The organism is Pseudomonas sp. DTU_2021_1001937_2_SI_NGA_ILE_001 (assembly GCF_032463525.1).
Taxonomy (GTDB): Bacteria; Pseudomonadota; Gammaproteobacteria; order Pseudomonadales; family Pseudomonadaceae; genus Aquipseudomonas.
The window spans coordinates 4,486,763-4,512,155 of sequence record NZ_CP135971.1; the positions used below are offsets into that span (position 1 = coordinate 4,486,763).

At 64.5% G+C, this 25,393-nt stretch carries 27 protein-coding genes; 11 read left to right on the forward strand and 16 right to left on the reverse strand.

Translation table 11 applies throughout. From position 1 onward, the window contains the following. Positions 1-373 precede the first annotated feature (373 nt). From RRX38_RS19465 to RRX38_RS19490, 6 genes are all read right to left on the reverse strand, one after another. Positions 374-1,081 (reverse strand): helix-turn-helix transcriptional regulator, encoded by a 708-nt coding sequence (locus RRX38_RS19465; RefSeq protein ID WP_315960324.1) that lies wholly within the window; start codon positions 1,079-1,081, stop codon positions 374-376. A 292-nt stretch (positions 1,082-1,373) separates the two neighbouring features. Continuing rightward, positions 1,374-1,901, reverse strand: a complete 528-nt coding sequence (ppa, locus tag RRX38_RS19470) for an inorganic diphosphatase (RefSeq protein WP_295476537.1) — start codon at positions 1,899-1,901, stop codon at positions 1,374-1,376. Positions 1,902-2,323: 422 nt separating this feature from the next. Further along, positions 2,324-3,142, reverse strand: coding sequence for a zinc-dependent peptidase (locus tag RRX38_RS19475; RefSeq protein ID WP_315960325.1), 819 nt, complete (start codon positions 3,140-3,142; stop codon positions 2,324-2,326). Positions 3,143-3,145: 3 nt separating this feature from the next. Further along, the gene (locus tag RRX38_RS19480) at positions 3,146-3,793 is read right to left on the reverse strand and encodes a DedA family protein (protein WP_295476535.1); all 648 of its coding nucleotides are present in this window, start codon (positions 3,791-3,793) and stop codon (positions 3,146-3,148) included. Positions 3,794-4,137: 344 nt separating this feature from the next. Beyond that, positions 4,138-4,596 (reverse strand): GNAT family N-acetyltransferase, encoded by a 459-nt coding sequence (locus tag RRX38_RS19485; protein WP_295476534.1) that lies wholly within the window; start codon positions 4,594-4,596, stop codon positions 4,138-4,140. 243 nt (positions 4,597-4,839) lie between these two features. Then, positions 4,840-6,360, reverse strand: coding sequence for an aldehyde dehydrogenase family protein (locus tag RRX38_RS19490; RefSeq protein ID WP_315960326.1), 1,521 nt, complete (start codon positions 6,358-6,360; stop codon positions 4,840-4,842). A gap of 182 nt (positions 6,361-6,542) precedes the next feature. Here RRX38_RS19490 and mpl point away from each other — a divergent pair, with 182 nt between their 5' ends. The 4 genes from mpl to RRX38_RS19510 all read left to right on the forward strand — a co-directional run bounded on the left by mpl (position 6,543) and on the right by RRX38_RS19510 (position 9,510). Then, a complete protein-coding gene (mpl, locus tag RRX38_RS19495; protein ID WP_315960327.1) occupies positions 6,543-7,892 on the forward strand; it encodes a UDP-N-acetylmuramate:L-alanyl-gamma-D-glutamyl-meso-diaminopimelate ligase in 1,350 nt (449 codons plus the stop codon). Beyond that, positions 7,889-8,518, forward strand: coding sequence for a flavin prenyltransferase UbiX (gene ubiX, locus RRX38_RS19500; protein WP_295476531.1), 630 nt, complete (start codon positions 7,889-7,891; stop codon positions 8,516-8,518). Before mpl ends, ubiX begins: the two co-directional genes overlap by 4 nt. Then, entirely contained in the window at positions 8,511-8,798 is a 288-nt protein-coding gene (locus tag RRX38_RS19505) for a YceK/YidQ family lipoprotein (protein WP_315960328.1), read from the forward strand. Before ubiX ends, RRX38_RS19505 begins: the two co-directional genes overlap by 8 nt. A gap of 91 nt (positions 8,799-8,889) precedes the next feature. Continuing rightward, entirely contained in the window at positions 8,890-9,510 is a 621-nt protein-coding gene (locus RRX38_RS19510) for a LysE family translocator (RefSeq protein ID WP_295476530.1), read from the forward strand. Positions 9,511-9,514: 4 nt separating this feature from the next. Here the strand turns inward: RRX38_RS19510 and phnE are convergent, their stop codons facing one another. From phnE to RRX38_RS19530, 4 genes are read right to left on the reverse strand one after another with little or no spacing between them, the layout of a single operon-like run. Beyond that, a complete protein-coding gene (gene phnE, locus RRX38_RS19515) occupies positions 9,515-10,273 on the reverse strand; it encodes a phosphonate ABC transporter, permease protein PhnE (protein ID WP_315960329.1) in 759 nt (252 codons plus the stop codon). Continuing rightward, a complete protein-coding gene (locus tag RRX38_RS19520; RefSeq protein ID WP_315960330.1) occupies positions 10,270-11,094 on the reverse strand; it encodes a PhnE/PtxC family ABC transporter permease in 825 nt (274 codons plus the stop codon). The genes phnE and RRX38_RS19520 overlap by 4 nt, the downstream gene beginning before the upstream one ends. Then, on the reverse strand, positions 11,088-11,882 hold the full coding sequence (locus RRX38_RS19525; protein ID WP_315960331.1) for a phosphonate ABC transporter ATP-binding protein: 795 nt from the start codon (positions 11,880-11,882) through the stop codon (positions 11,088-11,090). Before RRX38_RS19525 ends, RRX38_RS19520 begins: the two co-directional genes overlap by 7 nt. Then, a complete protein-coding gene (locus RRX38_RS19530; RefSeq protein WP_315960332.1) occupies positions 11,879-12,730 on the reverse strand; it encodes a putative selenate ABC transporter substrate-binding protein in 852 nt (283 codons plus the stop codon). The genes RRX38_RS19525 and RRX38_RS19530 overlap by 4 nt, the downstream gene beginning before the upstream one ends. 163 nt (positions 12,731-12,893) lie before the next feature. Here RRX38_RS19530 and selD point away from each other — a divergent pair, with 163 nt between their 5' ends. Both selD and mnmH read left to right on the forward strand, forming a co-directional pair. Next, the gene (gene selD, locus RRX38_RS19535; RefSeq protein WP_295476525.1) at positions 12,894-13,928 is read left to right on the forward strand and encodes a selenide, water dikinase SelD; all 1,035 of its coding nucleotides are present in this window, start codon (positions 12,894-12,896) and stop codon (positions 13,926-13,928) included. After that, positions 13,928-15,022: a tRNA 2-selenouridine(34) synthase MnmH gene (gene mnmH, locus RRX38_RS19540; protein WP_315960333.1), complete on the forward strand. Its 1,095-nt coding sequence runs from the start codon at positions 13,928-13,930 to the stop codon at positions 15,020-15,022. The genes selD and mnmH overlap by 1 nt, the downstream gene beginning before the upstream one ends. On the opposite strand, the gene RRX38_RS19545 is transcribed toward mnmH, so the two are convergent. From RRX38_RS19545 to RRX38_RS19560, 4 genes are all read right to left on the reverse strand, one after another. Further along, positions 15,016-15,711, reverse strand: coding sequence for a DUF1963 domain-containing protein (locus RRX38_RS19545; RefSeq protein WP_315960334.1), 696 nt, complete (start codon positions 15,709-15,711; stop codon positions 15,016-15,018). The two genes, mnmH and RRX38_RS19545, sit on opposite strands and share 7 nt — an antisense overlap. 113 nt (positions 15,712-15,824) lie before the next feature. After that, positions 15,825-16,028: a DUF6124 family protein gene (locus RRX38_RS19550; RefSeq protein ID WP_315960335.1), complete on the reverse strand. Its 204-nt coding sequence runs from the start codon at positions 16,026-16,028 to the stop codon at positions 15,825-15,827. 450 nt (positions 16,029-16,478) lie between these two features. Continuing rightward, positions 16,479-17,408 (reverse strand): IS110 family transposase, encoded by a 930-nt coding sequence (locus RRX38_RS19555; protein ID WP_315959592.1) that lies wholly within the window; start codon positions 17,406-17,408, stop codon positions 16,479-16,481. A gap of 295 nt (positions 17,409-17,703) precedes the next feature. After that, on the reverse strand, positions 17,704-18,609 hold the full coding sequence (locus RRX38_RS19560; protein ID WP_315960336.1) for a LysR substrate-binding domain-containing protein: 906 nt from the start codon (positions 18,607-18,609) through the stop codon (positions 17,704-17,706). A 102-nt stretch (positions 18,610-18,711) separates the two neighbouring features. Between RRX38_RS19560 and RRX38_RS19565 the strand changes: the two genes are divergently transcribed. Then, entirely contained in the window at positions 18,712-19,476 is a 765-nt protein-coding gene (locus RRX38_RS19565; RefSeq protein WP_295476520.1) for a sulfite exporter TauE/SafE family protein, read from the forward strand. On the opposite strand, the gene RRX38_RS19570 is transcribed toward RRX38_RS19565, so the two are convergent. Continuing rightward, complete coding sequence (locus tag RRX38_RS19570) at positions 19,430-19,765, reverse strand: putative quinol monooxygenase (RefSeq protein WP_295476519.1); 336 nt, start codon at positions 19,763-19,765, stop codon at positions 19,430-19,432. The genes RRX38_RS19565 and RRX38_RS19570 overlap by 47 nt on opposite strands. Positions 19,766-19,944: 179 nt before the next feature. Between RRX38_RS19570 and RRX38_RS19575 the strand changes: the two genes are divergently transcribed. Both RRX38_RS19575 and RRX38_RS19580 read left to right on the forward strand, forming a co-directional pair. Next, on the forward strand, positions 19,945-20,535 hold the full coding sequence (locus RRX38_RS19575) for an NAD(P)H-dependent oxidoreductase (protein ID WP_315960338.1): 591 nt from the start codon (positions 19,945-19,947) through the stop codon (positions 20,533-20,535). A gap of 272 nt (positions 20,536-20,807) precedes the next feature. Further along, complete coding sequence (locus RRX38_RS19580) at positions 20,808-21,707, forward strand: LysR family transcriptional regulator (protein WP_315960340.1); 900 nt, start codon at positions 20,808-20,810, stop codon at positions 21,705-21,707. Positions 21,708-21,848: 141 nt separating this feature from the next. Here the strand turns inward: RRX38_RS19580 and RRX38_RS19585 are convergent, their stop codons facing one another. Continuing rightward, positions 21,849-23,432: a peptide chain release factor 3 gene (locus tag RRX38_RS19585; RefSeq protein WP_295476514.1), complete on the reverse strand. Its 1,584-nt coding sequence runs from the start codon at positions 23,430-23,432 to the stop codon at positions 21,849-21,851. A 334-nt stretch (positions 23,433-23,766) separates the two neighbouring features. Between RRX38_RS19585 and RRX38_RS19590 the strand changes: the two genes are divergently transcribed. Both RRX38_RS19590 and RRX38_RS19595 read left to right on the forward strand, forming a co-directional pair. Continuing rightward, the gene (locus RRX38_RS19590) at positions 23,767-24,480 is read left to right on the forward strand and encodes an ABC transporter permease (protein WP_295476513.1); all 714 of its coding nucleotides are present in this window, start codon (positions 23,767-23,769) and stop codon (positions 24,478-24,480) included. A 15-nt stretch (positions 24,481-24,495) separates the two neighbouring features. Next, positions 24,496-25,389: a glycine betaine ABC transporter substrate-binding protein gene (locus tag RRX38_RS19595; protein ID WP_295476512.1), complete on the forward strand. Its 894-nt coding sequence runs from the start codon at positions 24,496-24,498 to the stop codon at positions 25,387-25,389. Positions 25,390-25,393: the final 4 nt, after the last annotated feature.

Below are 25,393 nucleotides of genomic sequence, written 5' to 3' on the forward strand. Positions count from 1 at the left end.
GCCGCTCCCACCGGGTCACATGCCGCTTGAGGGAACAGTATTGGGTCTGAACCAGGCGAGGAGTGAGTCATTGTCCAATTCGTTGGAGGTGTCGCTTGGCTCGACCGCGCTTTGCAGCCTGAATTTCGGACAATTAAAAAGCCGGCTTGTGGCCGGCTTCTCGTCGACGATTCTGACTTATTTTTGGTAAGCCGTAACCGCCTGCAAAAGGTGCATTCGCAAGGAATGCCAGTCTGGAATCCGGCGGGGTCGTGTGGACCCTGCCGAGGGCCGTGGCGCGGGGCGTCGCGGCCTGAAGTGGCGCACAGGATACCGGGATTGAGCGCCGATGCCCAGCCTTGAAATGCTTTGCAACAGGCCGAGATCCATCGATTCAGCGCAGCACGGGCGGGGTCTTGCGCTGGTTGAGGGTCGACCACCAGAACACCCAGCCCAGCACACGTATTGATTGCTGGTGGATCTGTTCGGCGCTGAACGATTCATCCGGGTACTCATGACCATTGTGGCTGCGCAGGCGCAGGCCGCCGTTGGGCAGGCGGTACAGGTAGCGAATGCGCAGCAGGCCGCCGTGTTCCAGGGCGTACATCTCGCCATCGATGACCTGGGTGGTGCGGCGGTCGATGCCCAGCAGCGAGCCGTTCTGCAGGCGCTCGGCCATGCTGTTGCCCTTCATGGTCAGGCAGATCGCGTCTTCCGGTTCGATGTTCATCTCTTCCAGCACCTGGCGCGGCAGGCGGATCTTGCGGCCCGGTACTTCCTGCAACGCGTTGTGGCCGTCCTGCGCTTCCTTGAACACTTGGATTTCCACGTCCGGGTAGTCACCCGTGCCGGCCTGCGAGGCCTGGCCTGAGGTGCGCTCGCCCACGGCATCGTTGGGGTGCTTGGGGCCTTCGCCGGTGCGCAGCCAGCGCGGCGTGACGCTGAGCAGTTCGGCGACCTCTTCGAGGCGCGCCATGGGAATACCGCGTTTGAACCAGTTGTTCACGTGCTGGGGCGTGACCTTGCGGTTGGCGGCGAAGTCGGTTGCGGAGAGATGACACTCGCGCAGGAGGGTACGTAGTCGATCACCTGATGTATTCATGGGCGCCGAGTGTACGAGGGGCTGCGCGGCGTTTAAATGAACGATGCGTTCAAATGTGCGCCATTTCCAGTCGCTGGTGTTTAGCGAGGTTGGTGAGTGATGGGTGGTTTTTGTAGGCGTTTTCCTGCATTTTCAGGAAGGGCATGAAGCGCGGAGGGGCTGCGCGCCGCCTGCGGTTGGCCGTGCGGTGTGTTTAACCGGGGCGGGGGATAAACACATTTTTAAACAGGCCGAACGGCCTCGGGCGGGATGCCGAAGCGCCCAGGCGGGCGCTTGGCAGGATGAAGCGCGATCAGCCCTTGAAGGCCTCGACCGACTTCTTGATCTCGGCGCGGGCGGCGTCTGCGTTGCCCCAGCCTTCGATCTTGACCCACTTGCCTTTCTCGAGATCCTTGTAGTTCTCGAAGAAGTGCTTGATCTGCTCCAGCAGCAGGGCTGGCAGGTCGGTGTATTCCTTCACGTCGACGTACAGCTGGCTCAGCTTGTCGTGAGGCACCGCGATCACCTTGGCATCGCCACCGCCGTCGTCGGTCATGTGCAGGATGCCGACCGGACGGGCACGGATGACCGAGCCTGGCGCGACTGGGTAAGGGGTGACCACCAGCACGTCCAGCGGGTCGCCGTCGTCAGCCAGGGTGTTGGGGATGAAACCGTAGTTGGCCGGGTAGAACATCGGGGTGGCCATGAAACGGTCAACGAACAGGGTGTCGGAGTCCTTGTCGATTTCGTATTTGATCGGCGCGTGGTTGGCCGGGATCTCGATCGCGACGTAGATGTCGTTTGGCACGTCTTTGCCAGCCGGAATCTTGCTGTAGCTCATTGGACAATGTCCCCGTGGTTGAACAGACAGAGTTTGGCGCTCACCGCCAAAAAGTGGCCCGGATTATAGGCATATTCGCTTGGCGTTGCCATGCGCGGGCCTGCAGGCGCCAGGCGGTGCGTGCAGGCGTCATGGTTTACCGGGGCAGTGAGCGCCCTTGGTCGCGAATAGACCTCGGAAAGCTGCGAATGTGCCGTCGCGGTGGCCGTTCAGTCTGCTTGGCCTGCGTTAGCCGCGATACTGGTCAGTTAGTCGTTATGGGGCTCGGTGGGAGCGGCTTTAGCCGCGAAAGCGTCAGGAAATTCACTGCATCTGTTGTGAACAGGCGGTCGCTTCGCGGCTAAAGCCGCTCCTACCCGGCCTGACTGACCCGTATTGGCGTTAGCCGCCGTGCGTCCAGCTCACCAGTGTTGCCGCTGATGTCAGCTGGCAGCCTCTGGCTGGTAGGCCGGGTGGTGGGCCTGCAGGTGGAGCAGGCGGGCCAGTGGGTCCTGGCGGTAGAACAGCTGCAACTGCGCGTAGACCGCCGGGTAGGCCTGGTGCAGCAGGTCCGGTGCGGTGAAGAAATACTCGCTGGTGACGGCGAAGAACTCCGCCGGGTTTTCCGCAGCGTAGGGGTCGATGGCGGTTTCGGCGTCGGGGTCGGCATCGAGCTGGCGGTTCATGTCGTCGAAGGCGCCCTGCATGGCGCTGGCCCAATCGCTGACGCGCATGTCGCGGTGCAGCGGCGGCAGGCCGTTGGCGTCGCCGTTGAGCATGTCGAGCTTGTGCGCCAGCTCGTGGATCACCAGGTTGTAGGCTTCCCAGCCGCCGCCGGCTTCCACGCCGGCCCAGGCAAGGATCACCGGGCCCTGGTACCAGGCTTCGCCGCTGTGCTCGGCATCATACTGATGCTCCACGCCGCTGGCATCGCGGTAGCGCTGCGGGCTGAGGAAGTCGTCGGGGTAGATCACCAGCTCATGGAAACCGCGGTACCAGTCCAGGTCGCCAAGGGCCAGCAACGGCAACTGCGCCTGGGCGGCCAGCAGCAGGCGCTGCTCGTCATCCAGCACCACGCCGGGCAGGGTGGTCAGGTGCTTGGCCTGCAGGAACAGCACGCTGGCGTCGCGCAGCCAGGCCAGTTGCGCATCATCCAGCCCATCGAGCAGCGGCAGGCGTTCCAGCACCCGCTGCCAGAGGCCGTCGGGTACCGGGTTGCGGCGCAGGGTGCGTTGCCGACGCCAGTTGGCGAACCACCCCATCGCTCAGCGGGCGTCCGCCGAGCGCGTGAAGCGGGTGCGCAGCAGGCCGATGATCATCGGCAGCAGCGACAGCAGGATGATCACCAGCACGCCGAGGGTCAGGTGTTTCTTGATGAACGGCACGTTGCCGAAGTAGTAGCCCAGGGTCACCAGGCTGCCGACCCAGACCACCGAGCCCAGCACGCTGAAACCGAAGAAGCGCAGATAGGGCATGTGCGCGATACCGGCGACGAAGGGCGCGAAGGTACGGAAGATCGGCAGGAAACGCGCCATGGTCACGGTCTTGCCGCCATGCCGCTCGTAGAACAGGTGGGTCTTGGCCAGGTAGTCGCGGCGGAAGACTTTCGAGTTCGGGTTGGTGAACAGCTTCTCGCCCATGGTTCGGCCGATCACGTAATTGGTGCTGTCACCCATGATCGCCGCGAGCATCAGCAGCCCCCCCAGCAGCACCGGGTCCATGCCGCCACCGGCAGCCACCGCGCCGGCGATGAACAGCAGCGAGTCGCCGGGCAGGAAGGGGAAGATCACCAGCCCCGTTTCGCAGAAGATTACCGCGAAGAGGATCGCGTAGATCCAGACGCCGTAGTTGGCTACCAGTACTTCCAGGTAGGCATCGAGGTGCAGAATGAGGTCGAACGGGTTGAAATCCATTGAGGTACCTGAACTGTCAGCATGGTTTTACAGCCGATCTCTAGGTTTTGTATGAAATGTGTCTGCGCTCGGCCATGCTGCGTTGAAAAACCGGTCGGAATGCTCATTTACTGCAGTAAAGTTGCCCGCGACTCCGACCGTTCCTCGCCTGTTCTGGCCTTGCCTGGCCTTCGCTCGCCGACTTTTCGTACAAAACCCAAGACGCGATCAAAGACAGACGCGCGGCATTATAGAGCCAGAACTGAGCCAGCGGGTGCGAGCAGGTGTGGCGACAGGTTACAGATTGATGCAAAGCGCAGGGCAGGCTGCGACAGCGGGCAGGCGCCGCCACAGCCTGTAGGCTGTCAGCTTTCGCTGATGGGCAGGACGTAGTTCTTGAACTGGCTGTCTTCCTTGAAGCCGATGGACTCGTAGACTTTCTGGGCGACCTCGTTGCTGATGCTGGTCGACACCCGCATGCGCACGGCCTGGGTCTCCTTGGCCATCTTCTTGGCGTGTTTCATCAGGTGGTCGGCGACCAGCTGACGGCGGGCGTCTTCGGCGACGTAGATGTCATTGAGGATCCACACGCGCTTGAGCGACAGCGAAGAGAAGCTGGGGTACAGCTGGCAGAAACCGAGCAGGCGGCCTTCATCGTCGTCCGATACCGCCAGGTAGATGACCGACTCGTCGCGGCGCAGGCGTTTTTCCAGGAAGTCCCGCGAAGAGTCCGGGTAAGGCAGTTCGCCGTAGAACTCGCGATATTTGACGAACAGCGGCGTGAGCTGGTCCAGATGGTCGAGCGTGGCTTTGATGATCCGCATGGTTGGGCCTCAACTTCAGTATGGGCTGGTGCGCACAGACAGGGCCGATGCTGCGGCCCCGGTTTAGAAAGCGCAATCTAAAGCTGGGATTGATGATAGGAGACCCTGGTAACCGGGGCGAGGCGCCGGGCGAAATGCCCCCGCAGCGATAAGTGTGTGGCCGGGGGGCATGCTGCAGGATCGGCTTGAGCCGCGAACGGCTTCATTCCCGGCTCAAACCGGTCCTGCAGGCGGCGCCGGCGTTTAGAAGAAGCCCAGCGGGTTGATGTCGTAGCTCACCAGCAGGTTCTTGGTCTGCTGGTAGTGGTCGAGCATCATCTTGTGGGTTTCACGGCCCACGCCGGACTTCTTGTAGCCGCCGAACGCCGCGTGCGCCGGGTACAGGTGGTAGCAGTTGGTCCACACGCGACCGGCCTTGATGCCGCGCCCCATGCGCCAGGCGCGGTTGATGTCACGGGTCCACACCCCGGCGCCCAGGCCGAACTCGGTGTCGTTGGCGATGGCCAGGGCTTCGGCTTCGTCCTTGAAGGTGGTGATGCTCACGACCGGGCCGAAGATCTCTTCCTGGAACACGCGCATCTTGTTGTGGCCTTTAAGCAGCGTCGGCTGGATGTAGTAGCCGGTCGCCAGGTCGCCTTGCAGGGCTTCCACCTTGCCGCCGGTGAGCAGCTCGGCGCCTTCTTCCTGGGCGATGTCGAGGTACGAAAGGATCTTGTCGAACTGCTGCTGCGAAGCCTGGGCGCCGACCATGGTGTCGGTGTCCAGCGGGTCGCCGCGCTTGATCTGCTGGATCTTCTTCATCACCGCCTGCATGAACTGCGGGTAGATGGATTCCTGCACCAGGGCGCGGGACGGGCAGGTGCATACCTCACCCTGGTTGAAGAACGCCAGCACCAGGCCCTCGGCGGCCTTTTCGATGAACGCCGGCTCGGCGTTCATGATGTCTTCGAAGAAGATGTTCGGGCTCTTGCCGCCCAGCTCCACGGTGCTGGGGATGATGTTCTCGGCGGCCAGTTTCATGATGTGCGAGCCCACCGGCGTAGAGCCGGTGAAGGCGATCTTGGCGATGCGTTTGCTACTGGCCAGGGCCTCACCGGCCTCGCGGCCGAAGCCCTGGACGATGTTCAGCACGCCGGGCGGCAGCAGGTCGCCGATCAGTTCGACCAGTACGGTAATGCCCAGCGGGGTCTGTTCGGCGGGCTTGAGCACGATGGCGTTGCCGGCGGCCAGGGCCGGGGCGAGCTTCCAGGCGGCCATGAGGATCGGGAAGTTCCACGGGATGATCTGCCCGACCACGCCCAGTGGCTCGTGGATGTGATAGGCCACGGTGCCGGCGTCGATCTCGGCGGCGCTGCCTTCCTGGGCGCGCAGGGCACCGGCGAAATAACGGAAGTGGTCGGCGGCCAGCGGAATGTCGGCATTCAAGGTTTCACGAATCGCCTTGCCGTTGTCCCAGGTCTCGGTGAGGGCCAGGGTTTCCAGGTTGGCTTCGATGCGGTCGGCGATCTTCAGCAGCACCAGGGCGCGGGCCTGGGCGCTGGTCTTGCCCCAGTCCTCGGCAGCGGCGTGGGCGGCATCCAGGGCCTTGTCGACGTCTTCGGCCGTGGAGCGGGGGAACTCGGCGATCGGCTTGCCGTTCACCGGCGAAGTGGTGGTGAAGTACTGACCCTTGACCGGCGGCACGAACTCGCCGCCGATGTAGTTACCATAGCGCTCCTTGAAGCTGACGATGGCGCCTTCGGTACCGGGATGAGCGTAACGCATGGTGTTGCCTCCTGAGCGGGTTCTTATTGTGGGTTTCAGTCAATCAGTCCCCAAGCGTAGGCCATAAAGGCGTGCCGGGTGAGCTGAACTTTAGGCGTAGAACCGGTCGAACGTGCCGACAAACACCGGGTGCGGTTTCAGCGTGTGTGGGCTACCCTGCGCGGATGATTTAAGAGGTGGTCATGCATATTCATATTCTTGGTATCTGCGGCACGTTCATGGGCTCGCTGGCGGTCCTCGCCAAGGAGCTGGGGCATCGGGTGACCGGTTCCGACGCCAATGTCTATCCACCGATGAGCACCCAGTTGCAGGCGCAGGGCATCGAACTGACCCAGGGCTACGACCCGGCGCAGCTGGACCCGGCTCCGGACCTGGTGGTGATCGGCAACGCCCTGTCGCGTGGCAACCCGGCGGTGGAGCACGTGCTCAACCGTGGCCTGCCTTATGTGTCCGGTCCGCAGTGGCTGGCCGACCACGTGCTGCAAGGCCGCTGGGTCCTGGCAGTGGCCGGCACCCACGGCAAGACCACCACCAGCAGCATGCTGGCCTGGGTGCTGGAGCACGCCGGCATGGCGCCGGGCTTCCTGATCGGTGGCATTCCGCAGAACTTCACCGTGTCGGCGCGTCTGGGCGGCACACCGTTCTTCGTGGTCGAGGCCGACGAGTACGACAGCGCGTTCTTCGACAAACGCTCGAAGTTCGTCCACTACCGTCCGCGCACGGCCATCCTCAACAACCTCGAATTCGACCACGCCGACATTTTTCCCGACCTGGCGGCCATCGAGCGGCAGTTCCATCACCTGGTGCGTACCATCCCCAGCGAAGGCCTGGTGATTCACCCGACCACCGAGACCGCCCTGCAGCGCGTGCTGGACATGGGCTGCTGGACCCCGGTGCAGACCACCGGTGAAGGCGGCCAGTGGCAGGCGCGGCTGCTGCGTGACGACGGCTCGCGCTTCGAAGTGCTGTTCGACGGCGAGGTGCAAGGCACCGTGGAATGGGCGCTGACCGGCCAGCACAACGTCGCCAACGCCCTGGCGACCCTGGCTGCCGCACGCCATGTGGGTGTGCTGCCGGCCCAGGGCGTGCAGGCGCTGAGCGCGTTCAAGAGCGTCAAGCGGCGCATGGAAGTGGTCGCCGAAGTACAGGGCATCACCCTTTATGACGACTTCGCCCATCACCCCACGGCCATCGCCACCACCCTCGACGGGCTGCGCAAGAAGGTCGGTGATGCCCCGATCATCGCGGTCATCGAGCCGCGCTCCAACTCCATGAAGCTCGGCGCCCACCGTGACGGCCTGCCCGAAAGCGTGCAGCAGGCCGACCAGGTGGTGTGGTACGCGCCGCCGAACCTTGGCTGGGACCTCGGCGCCACGGCGGCGCAATGCCCGGTGCCAGCGGTGGTCTGTGACTCGCTGGAGGCGATCATCGCGCGGGTCAAGAGCCAGGCCCAGCCCGGCACCCATGTAGTGATCATGAGCAATGGCGGCTTCGGCGGCCTGCACGGCAAGCTGGCCGAGGCACTGCAATGAGCGGCCCGGAGCGCATCACTCTGGCGGTGACCGGCGCCTCCGGGGCGCAATACGCCTTGCGCCTGCTCGACTGCCTGGTGCGTGAAGACCGCGAAGTGCACTTCCTGATCTCCAAGGCGGCGCAACTGGTCATGGCCACCGAGACCGACGTGCGCCTGCCGCCCAAGCCGGCGATGATGCAGACCTTCCTCACCGAGTACACCGGTGCCGAAGCCGGGCAGATTCGTGTGTATGGGCGTGACGACTGGATGTCGCCGGTGGCCTCCGGCTCCGGCGCACCCGGTGCCATGGTGGTGGTGCCCTGTTCCACCGGCAGCCTCTCGGCCATCGCCAGCGGCGCCTGCAACAACCTGATCGAACGCGCCGCCGACGTGACCCTCAAGGAACGTCGGCAGTTGATCCTGGTGCCGCGCGAGGCGCCGTACTCCAGCATCCACCTGGAGAACATGCTCAAGCTGTCGAACATGGGCGCGGTGATTCTGCCGGCCTCGCCAGGCTTCTACCACCAGCCGCAGACCATCGACGACCTGGTCGACTTCGTGGTGGCGCGCATCCTCAACCTGCTCAACATCCCGCAGGACATGCTGCCGCGCTGGGGCGAGCACCATATGGTCAGCGATGAATAAGCGCGGGCTGCTGCTGGTACTGCTGCTCAACCTGGGCGGCTGTGCCACGGTCGGCACCTTGAACGCGGCCCAGCCGGGCGCACCGGTGGTCTACGCCGGCACTCGGCTGGACCTCTATGCGCTGCAGGGGGGTTGTTGCCCGGCCGACCACTTCGGCGCCGAAGCGCCGCGCTACCCGGCGCTGGACCTGCCGGCCAGCGCCTTGCTCGACACCCTGCTGTTGCCGTTGTCGCTGCTGACTGCGGCGGGCTTCGGGGTGCAGGCGACTGGCGGGTTGTAGGGCTGGCGGCTGGCCCTAAGAGGCCAGGTGCTGTCAGCGACCTGGGGCATGTTAATCTCCCCGCCACTTCCCTCCCGCCGAGACGTTTTGCATGTCCATTGCCGATAACCTGCTCGCTTTCACCCTTGCCGCTACTCTACTGACCGTCACGCCTGGCCTGGACACTGCGCTGGTGCTGCGCACCGCCGCGGTGGAAGGGCGTGCCCAGGCGTTGCGGGCGGCGCTGGGCATCAATGCCGGGTGTCTGCTGTGGGGCGCGGCGGTGGCGTTCGGCCTGGGTGCGCTGCTGGCCGTATCGGAGCTGGCCTACAACCTGCTCAAGTACTGCGGCGCGGCCTACCTGTGCTGGCTGGGGCTGAACATGCTGTTGCGGCCACGCACGCAGATCGCCGCTTCGGCTGAAGCGGGCGGCAAGACCACCAACTGGTTTCTCAAGGGGCTGCTGGGCAACCTGCTGAATCCCAAGATCGGCGTGTTCTACGTGTCGTTCCTGCCGCAATTCATTCCCCAGGGCGCGCCGCTGGTGAGCTGGACCTTCGGCCTGGTGGGCATTCATGTGGTGCTGGGGCTGAGCTGGTCGCTGGCGCTGATCGGCGCCACCCGGCCGTTGGCCGGCGTGCTGCGGCGCCCGGCGGTGATCCGCTGGATGGACCGTACCACCGGGGTGATCTTCATGGCGTTCGCCGCGCGCCTGGCGCTGAGCCGGCGCTGAGCGCTCAGCGGCGCAGCCAGCGCTGGCGGCTCCAGGCGCTGAAGGCGTCCACCGCCAGTACCAGGCCGAGCATGGCGATGATCACCGTTGCAGCGCGGGCTTCCTGAAACAGGCTGAGGCTGACGTACAGCATCTGCCCCAGCCCGCCCGCGCCGACGAAGCCCAGCACACTGGCCATGCGAATGTTGTTTTCCCAGCGGTACAGGGTGTACGCCAGCAACTGCGGCCAGAGGTTGGGCAGCGTGCCGTAGCAGAACGCCAGCCAGGCACTGGCACCTTGCAGGCGGATTGCCGCAGCGGGCGCCGGTGGGGTGTTTTCCAGTGCTTCGGCGAACAGCCGACCGAGTACGCCGGTGGTATGCAGCGCCAGTGCCAGGGTGCCGGCATTCGGCCCCAGACCCGCAGCCAGGACCATCAGCACCGCCCAGACCAGTTCCGGAATCGCCCGCAGGGCATTGAGCAGCAGGCGGCTGGCGGCGTGCAGGGGCCAGCCCAGGCGCCCGGCGGCCGGGATGGCCAACAACAGACCGGCCAGTGCCGCCAGCAGCGTGCCGAGGGCGGACATCGCCAGGGTTTCCAGCATGCCGCGACCGATGGCTTGCAGGTGAGGCGCGCTGAAGTCTGGCTGCAGGAAACGCTGCGCATAGCTGCCCATCTGCCCCAGGCTGTGCGCGTCTCCCAGATCCAGTTGCAGGTAGGCGAATGACGCCATCACGGCCAGCAGCACGGCCAGCAGGATCAGGCCATTGACCGGGCCTCTCATGTGAACCTGCCGCGCAGCACGCGGCTGAGCTGGTCGGCGAGCAGGACCAGAAGCAGGAAGGTGAGCAGCATGCTGGCCACTTCCGCCCCGGCGAACATGCGCATCGATACGTCGATCTGCTGGCCCAAGCCGCCGGCCCCGACGAAGCCCATCACCACCGAGGCGCGTACAGCGCATTCCCAGCGGTACACCGTGTAGGAGGTCAGCTCGGCGGCAGCGTTGGGCAGAATGCCGTACAGCCAGGCACTGAGCCGTCCGGCCCCGGACTGCATCAGCGCCTGGGCCGGGCGTTGCTCGACCGATTCGTAGATTTCCGCGTAGACCTTGCCGAGCATGCCGGCATAGGTGATGGCGATGGCCAGCACCCCGGCAGTCGGACCCAGCCCGACGCCGCGCACGAACAGCAGGGCCCAGACGATTTCCGGCACGCTGCGCAGGAAGATCAGCAGGCCGCGCACCGGCCAGCGCACCCACTGCCCGCGCATTCGTGGGCGACCCTGGGCGGCGGCTGAAAGCGATAAGGCCCGGCTGGCCAACAGGCTGGCCGGCACTGCCAGCAGTAGCGCGAGGGCCATCCCGGCGGTAGCGATGGCCAGGGTCTGCAAGGTGGCATTGAGCAACAGGGTGAGAAAGTCGCGGTCGTGAGCCGGCGGCCAGAAGTCGCCGACGAAGCCGCCCATGGTGCGCAGGTTGTCCGCTTGCAGCAGCACGGCCGGGTTCAGCTCCGCCAGGCGGATGCCCGGCCAGATCAGCAGCAACGCCAGCAGGGTCAGCAACAGGCGCGGTAGCGCAGCAGGGTCGCGGTGCGGCGTGTTCAGCATCGCGGTGCCCAGATGGGCTGTGGGGCGGCAGGCGCGGCGCTGCCCAGTTGCTCGTTGGCATACAGGGCGTCGAGGCGCTGGCGGTCGACCTGCGCAGCCGGCAGGTCGAACAGCACGCGGCCTTCGCGCACGCCGATGATCCTGGGAAAGTGCGCCAAGGCCAGGTCCACGGCATGCAGGCTGACCACCAGCGTGACCTGCTGCTCGGCGGCATGCCGGCCCAGCAGACCGAGGGTGTGCTCGGCCAGGCGCGGGTCCATGGCGCTCACCGGCTCGTCGGCCAGCAGCAGTTGCGGTGCCTGGTACAGCGCCCGGGCGATGCCGACACGCTGCAACTGGCCGCCAGACAGCTGCTGGCAGCGGTCGAAGAGGCGTTCGCCGAGGCCCAGGCGCGCCAGTTCCCGGCGTGCGCCGGGGATATCCAGTGGGCGCACCAGGTTGAGCAGGCTCTTGGCCAGCCCCCATTGCCCCAGACGTCCGGCCAGCACCGCGGTGACCACGCGCTGGCGCGGCGGCAGGGGCGGGCTCTGGTGAATCAGCCCGATGTGCGCGCGCAGGCGCTGGCGCAAGCGCGGCGACAGCTGCCAGGGGGCGGTATCGAGTACCTGCAACTGGCCCTGGCTGGGCTGCAGCGCGGTGGCCAGCAGGTTGAGCAGGCTGGACTTGCCGGCACCGGACGGGCCGATGATCGCCACCTGCTCGCCGCGCCCGATGACCAGATCGATGTCGCGCAGCGCCTGCGTGCCATTGGCATGGCGCAGGCTGACGGCGGACAGGCGCAGGGTCATTTCAGCAGGTCGGCGGAGCGGGCGGCCTCTTCGAGGCTCTTGTAGTTCTCCGGGCGGGTTTCGATGAAGCGGCTGGCGGCCTGCAGGTCGAGAATGGCCTTGTCTTCCGGCTTGGCCGGGTCGAGGTCGAGGAAGGCCTGTTTGATCTTGGCGGCCAGGGTCGGGTCGAGGGTGCCGCGCACGGTCCAGTTGTAGTCGAAGTAGGTCGGGGTGGTGGCGAATACGTGCACCTTGTTGGTGTCGACCTTGCCGTTGGCCACCAGCTTGTCCCACACGCTGGCGTTCAGCACCCCGGCGTCGACCTTGCCGGCCTGCACCCAGGCGGCGGTGGCGTCATGCGCACCGGAGTAGGCCACGCGGCTGAAATAGGTTTCCGGCTTGATCTGCTCCTGCAGCATGAAATAACGCGGCATCAGGCTGCCGGAGGTGGAGGAGATCGAGCCGAAGGCGAAGGTCTTGCCCTTGAGGTCGGCCAGCGACTTCACGTTGGGGTCGCTGGTGATGAATTTGCTGGTGAAGCGAGCGTCCTGTTCGCGCTGCACCAGCGGTACGGCGTTGCCGGTCTTGAGGTTGAGCTGCACGAAGGTGAAACCGCCCAGCCAGGCCAGGTCCAGGCGGTCGGTGGCCATCGCCTCGACCACCGCCGGGTAGTCGGCCACCGGCACGAACTCGACCTTCATGTTCAGCTTCTGCTCCAGGTAGGCCCCCAGAGGCTTGAACTTGCGCAACAGCTCGGTAGGCGCTTCGTCGGGGATGGCCGAGACCCGCAAGGTGTCGGCGGCGAAGCTGGTGAGGGCGGAACAGGCCAGGGCGATGCCGGCGGCCAGCGCCAGGGTGCGCTTGAACATGGGGTGACGTCTCCGGTGGATGCAGCGGTGCTGCATGAATGCACGAGGCGCGATTATAGGTGAAGTGGCTGGCCCTGTGCCGACCCTTGGCAGCTTCCTGCCAGTGCCTGGCGGCTTTTGCTAGACTCGCCCCCCTGTTTCCTCTCTGTGCGAGAACCTTGCGATGAACGAGCCGATCCGTCTGACCCAATACAGCCATGGTGCCGGCTGCGGCTGCAAGATTTCGCCCAAGGTGCTGGAGGTGATCCTTGCCGGCAGCGGCGCGCAGAACCTCGACCCGCGCTTGTGGGTGGGTAACGCCTCGCGCGATGATGCCGCCGTGTATGCCCTCGACGAACAACGCGGCGTGGTCTCGACCACCGATTTTTTCATGCCTATCGTCGATGACCCGTTCGACTTCGGGCGCATTGCCGCCACCAATGCGATCAGTGACATCTATGCCATGGGCGGCGACCCGTTGATGGCCATCGCCATTCTCGGCTGGCCGGTCAACCTGCTGCCCCCTGAAGTGGCTCGCGAAGTGATTCGTGGCGGCCGGGCGGTGTGCGATGCCGCCGGCATTCCGCTGGCCGGCGGGCATTCCATCGACGCCCCGGAGCCGATTTTCGGCCTGGCGGTGACCGGCGTGGTCGATCGCCAGCACATGAAGCGTAACGACACCGCCCAGGTCGGCGATACCCTGTACCTGACCAAGCCGCTGGGCATCGGCATCCTCACCACCGCCGAGAAAAAGGCCAGGCTGCGCGAACAGGATGTGGGCCTGGCCCGCGACTGGATGTGCACCTTGAACAAGCCCGGTAGCCGCTTTGGCAAGCTGGCCGGGGTCACCGCCATGACCGACGTGACCGGCTTCGGTCTGCTCGGCCACCTGGTGGAGATGGCCGACGGCGCCGGCCTGACCGCGCAGCTCGACTACGCCGCCGTGCCGCGCCTGCCGGGCGTGGAGCACTACCTGGCCGAGGGCTGTGTGCCGGGCGGCACGCAGCGCAACTTCGACAGCTACGGCGAGCGCATCGCCGCGCTCAGCGAGGAACAGCGGCACTTGCTCTGCGACCCACAGACCAGCGGCGGGCTGCTGGTGGCGGTCAGCCCGGCCGGCCAGGCCGAGTTCCTCGCCGTAGCCGCCGAGCTGGGCCTGCACCTGGCGCCCATCGGCACCCTGGGCGAGCGACAGCGTCACGCGGTCGAGGTGCGGTAATGGCAGTCAACTGCAGTGATTACGCAAGCCTGTTCCTCAATGACCTGCCGATGATGGACACCCGCGCCCCGGTTGAATTCACCAAGGGCGCGTTCCCCGGCGTGGTCAACCTGCCACTGATGACCGACAGCGAGCGCCAGCGCGTGGGCACCTGCTACAAGCAGCAGGGCCAGCAGGCGGCCATCGAGCTGGGCCATCGGCTGGTCAGCGGCGTCATCAAGGAACAGCGCCTGGCCGCCTGGGCGGCATTCGCCGAGGCGCATCCCGAGGGCTATCTGTACTGCTTCCGAGGCGGCCTGCGTTCGCAGATCGTCCAGCAGTGGCTCAAGGACGCCGGGGTCGACTACCCGCGAGTGACCGGCGGCTACAAGGCCATGCGTACCTTCCTCATCGACACCCTGCAGGCGGCGGTGCGTGAGTGCGATTTCGTGGTGCTGGGCGGTATGACCGGCACCGGCAAGACCGACGTGCTGGCGCACCTGCCCAACGACCTCGACCTGGAAGGCCACGCCAACCATCGCGGTTCCAGCTTCGGCAAGCGCGCCAGCGGCCAGCCCAGCCAGATCGACTTCGAGAACCGTCTGGCCATCGACCTGCTCAAGAAGCGCCACGCCGGCATCGGCCAGTTCGTGCTGGAAGACGAGGGCCGCATCGTCGGCAGCTGCAACGTGCCGCTGGAGCTGCACCAGGGTATGCAGCAGTACCCGCTGGTGTGGCTGGAGGACCGCTTCGACAGCCGTGTCGAGCGCATCCTGCGCGACTACGTGACCAACCTGTGCGCCGAGTTCGTCGCGCTGCACGGCGAAACAGGCTTCGAGGCCTTTGCCCAGCGCCTGTGCCAGAGCCTGGACAACATTCGCAAGCGCCTGGGCGGCGAGCGCCACCAGCGTCTACTGGCGCTGATGCAGGCGGCGCTCGACGAGCAGCGGCGCAGCGGCGCGGTGGACCTGCACCGGGCCTGGATCGAGGGCCTGCTGCGCGAGTACTACGACCCGATGTACGCCTACCAGCGCGACAGCAAGGCCGAACGCATCGAGTTCGTCGGCGATCAACAGGCAGTGGTGGAATACCTGCTGGCGCGCCGGCCTCAGTAGAAGTCGTAGTACAGGAACCAGTCGCCGGTGGTCTTGTGCTTCCAGAACATCAGGCTGCCGTTGTCCACCACGTTGAGCTGGATCTTGTCATCGGTGGAAATCTGGAAGACGAACTCGTAGTCATCCAGCGGCTCGATGCCGGACTGGCAGAACGACGGGTAGCCGCCGATCTTGTGCTCGTAGCAGTGGGTGGTGAGGTCGTAGTAGCAACTGATAGTGCCGGCGTGCTCCAGCGCCAGTACCGCGTCTTCCACCTCCCGCGGCACGCCGCCGCCGTCCCATAGCGGGTAGTCTTCCTCGACCAGGCTGGCGCTGAGCGGGAAGGGCTTGAGGAAGGCATCCGGGGCCGAGAGGTCCTTTTCCACCAGTTCGTCGAGGTCGCGGTATTCGCGGATCAGCCAGTTTTCGCCCATGTCTTCTTCGGGGCGCGGAAACGGCCAGGCGACGAACAGGGTCAGCACCTTCACGCCGTCGAGCAGCGGGCTGACCCAGGGCAGGGCGGGCAGGTAGAACTGCGCATAGGGGTGCAGGGTCTTGCCCGCCTTGTTCACCGGCAGGCCTTCGTCCGGGCGGTACAGCGACACCCGGCCCAACCAGCTTTCCTCGCGCGCGTAGGTAGGGCGAAAGCCGCCGACGCTGAATCGGGTGGCGGGTCTGGCCAGGCGGCGCTTGATTTCCGGAATGTCCATGAGGCGTCCTGTGGCAGGGAAACGGGAGAATTGAGACAGGCTCGGTCTGCGGATGTTCGCGAGTATGGCCGAACGCGTGTGGCAGCGAGCCTGACTTTCGGGCAGCCTGGGCGTCAGGCGTCCAGGCGATCGAGGGTGTGGTTCAGTAGCGACTGCGCCAGCTCGATCAGGTGGTGGGTGGAAAATGCCAGGTCGCGCTGCTGGCCGTTGAGGCCGTCGGCGCATTCGTAGGCGGTGGCTGCGGCGCTGCGCAGCACGTTGAGGACATGCACCAGGGAGTCTTCGAGGCTGGGTGGATCGGGGACTATCTTCTTCATCGCAAGTTACTCGGTTGGGCCACCGCCTGCCCGCTGCTAAACGAGCAAGGGTGGCGGCTTCGACGCGGGTTAGCAGACCGGGAGAACATGCGAAAGACCGGCGCACCCAAGGGTGCCCCACGCGAAGCCGCCATGACAGGCTGCTTGCGTGTCGCACGTATCTCGCCGGGCTGCTAAACCCGATCGCTGGGTTTTCAGCGACGAACGCAGCCTAGTGTCCGAAATTGGCCCACGCAAGCGCTCGGGATTCTCTCGGAAATACCCCTCGAAATAAAGCGAAGCGACTGTAGGAAACGTCTTGGAACTAGCGTTTTTTGTCAGCCGAAGTAACCACGCCACGCCTGGCTATTGAGCAGCAGGCCACCCTCCCTGCTGAAGCCAATACTGTTCGATTAAGCGTTTTGCGGCCGGGTAGGAGCCAACTGTCTTTCACCGAAGATCGACCAACGGTCAAATTGCACCCTCTCGCCATGGTGCACCATCTCGCACCATGGCGTTTAACCTCACCAGCAGGACTCGCATGCACGCCGTCAGCGCCACCTTCGCGCACTTACCTCGGGCGCGAAGTTGAGCGTATCGGTTCTTGAAGTCCTCGTTGTAACGGACCATCACCAAGGTACTCATGTACATCGCACGGCGTAGCTTCGCGCGTCCGCCGTAAATGTGCCGGTTACCGCGCTTAGTCCCACTGTCGTTGTTGTAAGGCGCCACTCCTGCCAAGGCCGCCACCTGTCCACGACTCAGATCCCCCAGCTCGGGCAGATAGCAAAACAGGCTGGAGATCGACACCGCGCCGATGCCTTTGATCGCTTGCAGGCGGTCCACCAAGGCCCCATCGACCTGTCGAGTCTGTGCAGCAATGCGTCGGTCTGCTGCCTTGATCATCTCTTGGATTTTGGCATTGAGCTCCCGATAGGCCTGCTGCACTTCAGGTTCTTGCGCTTGTTGAATACGGCGACGGTTGTCATCACGCTGCTGAACGAAGGCGTCACGCTGGTTCACCAGTTCGGTCAACTTATCGCGCGCTTCATCGGCCACCACAAACTCTTTCTTTCGCAAGGCATGGGCGAACATGGCCAGCATCTGCGCATCGATCGAGTCGGTTTTGGCTTGCTTGCCCATGGCCAGAGCGAACTGGCGAGCACGCAGCGGATTGATACGCATGACCTTGAATCTGGCCTTGGCCAGGAGTTTGACCGATAACCTTTCATAGCCGCCTGTGGCCTCAACCAGTACCTGCTCGACCCGGTTATCACTCAACCATTGGATAAGCTGGTGGATTCCTTCAGAGGTGTTGGTGGTGCAGAAGCTATTGCTCTGGGGATACAGCGCAATCTGCAGGGTATCTTTGGCGACATCGATTCCGGCGTAGGCGGTCATAAGAAAAACCTCTAGGCTTAAGGGCGAGAGGTCACTCTGAACGGGCTCACGCTTGTTGTTCGAGGTCGGACTCAGTCAACTGTTCGAGCTTGGAGTCAGAGTAAAAGAGTGGATGGCAGTTGGGCTCCTACACGTGCTCCAGGGCACCGCGGCTTAACAGTTGCCATCCACCCCTCTCACCTCTGACTTTACCCTGTCGAAAGACACAAGCGGCTTCAGCCGCGAAGTGACCGCCTGTTCACGACAGATGCAGTGAGTTTCCTGGCGCTTTCGCGGCTAAAGCCGCTCGCACCTGTCATTCTCCGGCAGCGCGTTGATCCGCAGCGGCCAGGGCCTCCACCAGTTGCCGGGCGTAGCCGGGCAGGGCGGCGAAGTCGTTGGCGCACAGCAGCAATTGGCGGTTGGCCCAGGCATCCGCCAGAGGCACGGCTTCGAAGGTCCGTGCTCCCGCCCAGCGTTGCACCGCCGCCTGCGGCACGATGCCCAGCCCGGCGCCGTGGGCGACCATGCGCATCACCCCATCGAAGCCCTCGGCGCGCACGCGGATGCGCAGGCGCTTGCCGCTGTGCAGGGCCTGCTCTTCCAGGTAGATCCCCAGGGCGCTGCTGGCCGCCAGGGCAACGAACTCGTGGTCGAGGGTCTGGCTGAAGCGAAGGCTGGCGTTTGCCTGCAACGGATGCCCTGGAGGAATCAGCAGGGTCAGCGGGTCGGCGCGAAAAGCGCGGGTCTGCAGGTCGCTGGCGTCCACCGCGTCGGTGATGATGCCCAGGTCGGCGCTGCCGTGGCGCAGCGCATGCAGAATGCGCAGGCTGGGTTGCTCCTGCAGGTCGATGTCGACATGCGGGTGCTCGGCGAGAAAGTCCGCCAGTGGCTCGGGCAAGTGCTCGCTGAGGGTCGAGGTGTTGCACAGCAGGCGCACCTGACCCTTGAAGCCTCGGGCGTAGTCGGCCAGGTCGTCCTGCAGGCGCTCGACCTGCTGCAGGATCAGCCGTGCATGCCGGCCCAGTGCCTGGCCCGCTGGCGTTGGTATCACCCCGCGCCGTTCGCGCAGCAGCAACGGGCTGTGCAGCGAGTCTTCCATGGCGCGCACCCGGGCGCTGGCCGAAGCCAGCGACAGGTGGCTGCGCTGCGCGCCGGCGGTGATATTGCCGGTTTCCAGGATGTTGAGGAAAAGCCGCAGGTCGGTGAGGTCGAAATGCATGGTCAGTCGATACCTAGTGGGAGCCAGCCTCTGTCTGTGCCGAAGGCTGCCTGAGTGTATGGCAGATTTTCAATGTCGGCCGACTCGATCATGCTCACCCCCATGAACACACTCATCGATTTCTATCAGCAACTGGGCTGGGGCTTGAGTGCCCTGGTGATCGTCACCTTCCTGCTGGCCGGTACGGTCAAGGGGGTGATCGGCCTGGGCCTGCCCACCGTGGCCATGGGCATGCTGGGCCTGGCCATGGCACCGGCGCAGGCAGCGGCGCTGCTGATCATCCCGTCTACCGTCACCAACATCTGGCAGCTGGCCAACGGCGGTGGCTTGCGAGCCCTGTTGCAGCGCCTGTGGCCGATGCTGCTGATGATTGCCGCGGGGACCCTGCTCGGTGCCTGGTGGCTGGGGGATGTCGGCGGCGCGGCGATGACCCGTGCACTGGGAGCGGCACTGTTGCTCTATGCGTTGAGCGGCCTGGCGATGCCGACGCTGCGGGTGTCGGCGCGTGTCGAGTACTGGCTGGGTCCGCTGTGTGGCTTACTGACCGGCCTGGTGACTTCGGCCACCGGCGTGTTCGTGATTCCGGCGGTGCCTTACCTGCAGGCCCTGGGCCTGGAGCGTAACCAACTGGTGCAGGCGCTGGGCCTGTCGTTCAGCGTCTCGACCCTGGCGCTGGCGGCCGGGCTGGCCGGCAACGGCGCGCTGGGTGGCGCCGAGCTGGGCGCGTCCTGGCTGGCCCTGCTGCCCGCACTGCTGGGCATGCTGGCCGGCCAGTGGCTGCGTCAGCGCATCAGCGCGGCGCTGTTCAAGCGGGTGTTCTTCATCGGTATGGCTGGGTTGGGGCTGCATCTGCTGGTGCAGGGTTGAGTGCGCTGACGAAGCGAAATTCGAAGTCGCGGGTCAGGTAGTCCATGCGCTGTTCGAAGAACGCCTTCATATGCGGCAGCGCCGAGTGCACGTCCAGGTCGGCCTGGCTTGCCCAGGTTTCGAAGAAGATGAACAGGGTCGGGTCTTCCCGGTCGCGCAGCATGTGGTACTGGATACAGCCCGGCTCCTGGCGGCTGGCAGCCAGGTGACCACGGAACAGCGCTTCGAATTCGGCGGATTTTTCCGGGCGGGTGTAGGCGTGGAGGATGAAGCTGACAGGTTCGCTCATGGTGATCTCCAGATCAGGAAAGCCTTGAATGGTAATTCACTAATCAAGCGCTTATTCGTGACTATTGTTCAAAAGTCATTTGCCGCCGCCCCTCTTGGTCCGCCGTGTTCGGCTGTCTACTCTGCGCCCCATTGCTTATCGACGCCCGCAGGCGGGCAGACAGACCGAGGTTATCCAGCATGCAAAAGATCCTGTTCATCAATGGCGGCAAAGCCTTCGCCCATTCCAACGGCCGCTACAACGCCACCCTGCACGAAACCGCCGTGGCGCACATGGACCGCGCCGGTTTCGATGTGAAGGAAACCTTCATCGACGGCGGCTACGACGTGGCCGAGGAAGTGCAGAAGATCCTCTGGGCCGATGTGGTGGTCTGGCAGATGCCCGGCTGGTGGATGGGCGCACCCTGGACGGTGAAGAAGTACATCGACGAAGTGTTCACCGAAGGCCACGGCAGCCTGTACGCCAACGATGGCCGCACCCGCTCCGACGCTTCGCAGAAATACGGCAGTGGCGGCCTGTTGCACGGCAAGCGCTACATGTTGTCGCTGACCTGGAACGCCCCGCAGCAGGCGTTCGACGACCCTACCGATTTCTTCGAAGCCAAGGGCGTGGATGCGGTGTACTTCCCGTTTCACAAGGCCAACCAGTTCCTCGGCATGCAGCCGCTGCCGACCTTCCTGGCGGTGGACGTGATGAAACGCCCGAACATCGAAGCCGACGTGCAGCGTTACGAGCAGCACCTGAACGAAGTGTTTGGCCGCCAGGCCTGATTGCGAACCGGCCACCAGGCGCCTGTAGGGCGCGAGGGGGGCGCTGGCAGGCCGGTATTGCCGCTGAGTCCAATACCGTTCGCTTAAGCGGCATGTGGCGCGGTGGGAGCGGCTTTAGCCGCGAAAGCGCCGGTAAATTCACTGCATCTGTTGTGAACAGGCGGTCGCTTCGCGGCTGAAGCCGCTCCTACCCGGTCTAACTGACCCGCATTGCGGCTAAGCCAGGGTCACGACCTGGGCTACTATCGCGGGTTGTTCACTGAGGCGATGCGATGAAAACCCGCTCTGATGAATTGCAGGTGTTCGTGGCGGTGATCGAGGGCGGCTCGATTTCCGCTGCGGCCGAGCAACTGGGCCTGACGCCGTCCGGCGTCAGCCGCACCCTGTCGCGGCTGGAAAGCCGTCTGCAAACCACCTTGCTCAACCGCACCACGCGGCGCATGGAGCTGACCGAAGAAGGGCGCTTCTTCCTTGACCAGGCCCGCGACATCCTCGAACGCATGGGTGCCCTGGAAGAGCATCTGGTGCAAAGCCGGCAGCGACCGTCCGGGCGCCTGCGGGTCAATGCCGCTTCGCCTTTCATGCTGCACATGGTGGTGCCGCACATCGGCGAGTTCCGCCAGCGCTACCCGGATATCCAGCTGGAGCTGACCAGCAGCGACTGGAACATCGACCTGCTGGAGCAGAACACCGATGTGGCGATTCGTATCGGTGAGCTGAGTGACTCGTCGCTGCGCGCCCGGTCGCTGGGCTGCTGTGCGCTGAACGTGGTCGCCAGCCCGGCCTACCTGACGCGGCACGGCCGCCCCAGTTCGGTGGCTGACCTGGCCGGGCATACCCTGCTGGGTTTCACTCAGGTCGACAGCCTGAATGCCTGGCCATTGCGCCACACCGGCGGCGACCGTCTGCAGATCCGCCCGACCATTGCGGCCTCCAGCGGCGACACCCTGCGTCATCTGGCCCTGGCGGGCGAAGGCATCGCCTGCCTATCGCACTTCATGACCCACGAAGACATTCGTCTCGGGCACTTCGAGGTGCTGCTGGCCGATGCCAACAGCGGCTACCGCCGACCGATCAACGCGGTGTATTACCGCAATTCCCGATTGGCGCTGCGCATCGAATGCTTTCTGGATTTTCTGCAGGAAAAGCTGGAGGCGTATGCCTGTCGCTGAGGCGGGGCTTGATCGCGGCTGAAGCCGCGCCTACCGGTGGGCGGTAGCGGCTGTGACGGGTAGGACCGGCTTCAGCCGGGAAGCCTTGCGCGGCTTGGCCGCGCCTACCGATGGGGTAGGGCGGCGGCCAATGGATGGGATTTAGTGGTGCTCGCGGGTCGCGCGGAATTTCACGTCGGGCCAGCGTTCTTCCATCAGGCTCAGGTTCACGCGGGTCGGGGCGAGGTAGGTCAGGTGACCGCCGCCGTCCACCGCCAGGTTTTCCATGGCCTTGTTCTCGAAGTCTTCGAGCTTCTTCTTGTCATCGCACTCGATCCAGCGGGCCGACCACACGGTGATCGGCTCGTAGGCGCACTCGACCTTGTATTCCTCTTTCAGGCGGCTGGCCACCACATCGAACTGCAGCACACCGACGGCGCCGAGGATGATGTCGTTGCTGCGCTGCGGGAAGAACACCTGGGTGGCGCCTTCTTCGGCCAGCTGTTGCAGGCCCTGACGCAGTTGCTTGGACTTGAGCGGGTCTTTCAGGCGCACGCGGCGGAACAGCTCCGGTGCGAAGTGCGGGATGCCGGTGAAGCCCAGGTTCTCGCCTTCGGTGAAGGTGTCGCCGATCTGGATGGTGCCGTGGTTGTGCAGGCCGATGATGTCGCCGGCCCAGGCTTCCTCGAGCATTTCACGTTCCGAGCTGAAGAAGGTCAGGGCGTCGCCGATGCGCACGTCCTTGCCCAGGCGCACGTGGCGCATCTTCATGCCTTTCTCGTAGCGGCCCGAGCAGATGCGCATGAACGCCACGCGGTCGCGGTGCTTGGGGTCCATGTTCGCCTGGATCTTGAACACGAAGCCGCTGAACTTCTCTTCCACCGGCTCGACGGTGCGCTCGTGGGCGGCGCGGGCCAGCGGGCGCGGCGCCCAGTCGACCACGGCATCGAGCACGTGGTCGACACCGAAGTTGCCCAGTGCGGTACCGAAGAACACCGGAGTCATCTGGCCGTCGATGAAGGCCTGCGGGTCGAACTCGTGGCAGGCGCCCTGCACCAGCTCCAGCTGTTCGACGAAGTCGTCGTACTGGTCGCCCAGGTGCGCGCGGGCTTCGTCCGAGTCCAGCTTCTGGATGATGCGGGCCTCGGTGCGTTCATGGCCGTGGCCGGGGGTGTAGACGATGATGTAGTCGCCTGAAAGGTGGTACACGCCTTTGAAGTCGCGGTAGCAGCCGATCGGCCAGGTGATCGGCGCGGCCTTGATCTTCAGTACCGCTTCGATTTCGTCGAGCAGTTCGATGGGGTCGCGGATGTCGCGGTCGAGCTTGTTGATGAAGCTGACGATGGGCGTGTCGCGCAGGCGGCACACGTCCATCAGCGCGATGGTGCGCGGCTCGACGCCCTTACCGCCGTCCAGGACCATCAGTGCCGAGTCGACGGCGGTCAGGGTGCGGTAGGTGTCTTCCGAGAAGTCTTCGTGGCCCGGGGTGTCGAGCAGGTTGATCATGTGCTCGCGATACGGGAACTGCATGACCGAGGTGGTGATGGAAATGCCGCGTTGCTTTTCCATTTCCATCCAGTCGGAAGTGGCGTGACGGTCGGATTTGCGCGACTTGACCGTACCGGCCACGGAAATGGCCTTGCCCATCAGCAGGAGCTTTTCGGTGATGGTGGTCTTACCGGCGTCCGGGTGGGAAATGATGGCGAAGGTGCGGCGTTTCGCGACTTCGGCGGCCTGTTGGGTCATGGGCAATCGCCTGAAAAGGGAGTCAAAAAAAGGGTGCGGATTATAGCCCAAGTCAAGGGCAAATCCGAACCGCTTGGTCAATTCGGGGTGGCCAAATGATTTCCCACATGGGAACCTTTGCGCCCCCGGAGACGTCCATGCTCTTGTAACAGGCCATGTCAGCCTGGTTTCAAGAGCCTGATTCTTAAGCAATTCGGCTTGACGAAGCTGTGCTCATGGCATGTGTTTTTCGCCTTGACGGCGACCCACCTGCTGCTCTTCGCAAATCTCTGCCGTGACCGTTCGTTCGGTCGCACCAGGCGAGCTTTGCCGACTGAAAACAAGGAGTCCGCCCGTGGCAAATCGCTATGGCAAGGGGCTGTTGGGAGGCGCGGCGATCGTCGTACTCCTCGCCCTGCTGGTCCAGTGGATCGGCACTGAAACGTTCATGAAGTACAAGGGTGACCTGCTGTTCTACCTGCAGGCGCATCTGGTTCTGGTTCTGGTCTCCATGCTGGCGGCCCTGCTGGTCGGTATCCCCGCCGGCATTGTGCTTAGCCGGCCTTCCCTGGCTGGCAGCGCCGAACGCTTCATGCAAGTCTTCAACATTGGCAACACCATTCCCCCTCTCGCGGTCCTGGCCATCGCTCTCGGCATTCTCGGGATCGGCAGCGGCCCCGCCATCTTCGCGCTGTTCCTGGCCTCGTTGCTGCCCATCGTGCGCAACACCTACGAAGGCCTGAAAAACGTTCCCGCCTCGCTCAAGGAAGCCGCCACCGGCATCGGCATGACTCCGCGTCAGGTGCTGTTCAAGGTCGAGCTGCCCAATGCCGTGCCGATCATCGTTGGCGGCGTGCGCGTGTCGCTGGCGCTCAACGTCGGTACGGCGCCGCTGTCGTTCCTGATCGGTGCGAACAGCCTGGGCAGCCTGATCTTCCCCGGTATCGCCCTGAACAACCAGCCGCAACTGGTGCTGGGTGCGGTGTGTACGGCGCTGCTGGCCCTGGTGCTCGATGGCCTGGTCATCGTGACCAGTCGTGTCTGGCTGGAGCGCGGCCTGAGCCGCTGAGAGAAAGGAATTGCCATGAAAAAGCTAGCTTTGTTACTGAGCCTCGGGCTGCTGTTCAGCGGCGTTGCCCAGGCCGCCGAAAAGCCCCTGTTGCGCATTGGCGCACGGGTATTCACCGAGCAGACCGTGCTCTCGGAAATCACCGCGCAATACCTGCGCAGCAAGAACTACGACGTGCAGATCACCGGCGGTCTGGGCAGCAACCTGGCGCGCAGCGCCCAGGAAAGCGGCCAGCTCGACCTGCTGTGGGAGTACACCGGTGTGTCGCTGGTGGCCTACAACCACATCGATGAAAAGCTCGACAGTGAACAGACCTATGCGCGGGTGAAGGAGGTGGATGCCAAGAAAGGCCTGGTCTGGCTTTCGCCGTCGCGTTTCAACAACACCTACGCCCTGGCGTTGCCGAAGAAGGTGGCCGACCAGTACCCGCAGATCAACACCGTGAGCGACCTGACCCAGGTGCTCAAGGATGAAGCCAAAGAGGGTCATGTCGTAGCGCTGGATACCGAGTTCGCCAATCGCTCCGATGGCCTGATCGGCATGGTCAAGCATTACGACATGAATCTCGGCCGCGAGAACATCCGCCAGATGGACGCCGGGCTGGTCTACACCGCCTTGCGCAACGGGCAGGTCTTCGCCGGGCTGGTGTACACCACCGACGGCCGCCTGAACGCCTTCAAGCTCAAGGTCCTGGAAGACGACAAGCACTACTTCCCGGACTACACCGCCGCGCCGGTGATCCGCCAGGCGTACCTGGATGCCCACCCGGACATCGCCACGCTGCTCAAGCCGCTGGCCGACCTGCTGGACACCCAGACCATGATCGAGCTCAACGCTCGCGTCGATGTCGGACATGAAAGCCCGGCTGCGGTCGCCGCCGATTTCCTGCGCCAGCATCCACTCAATTAAGGAA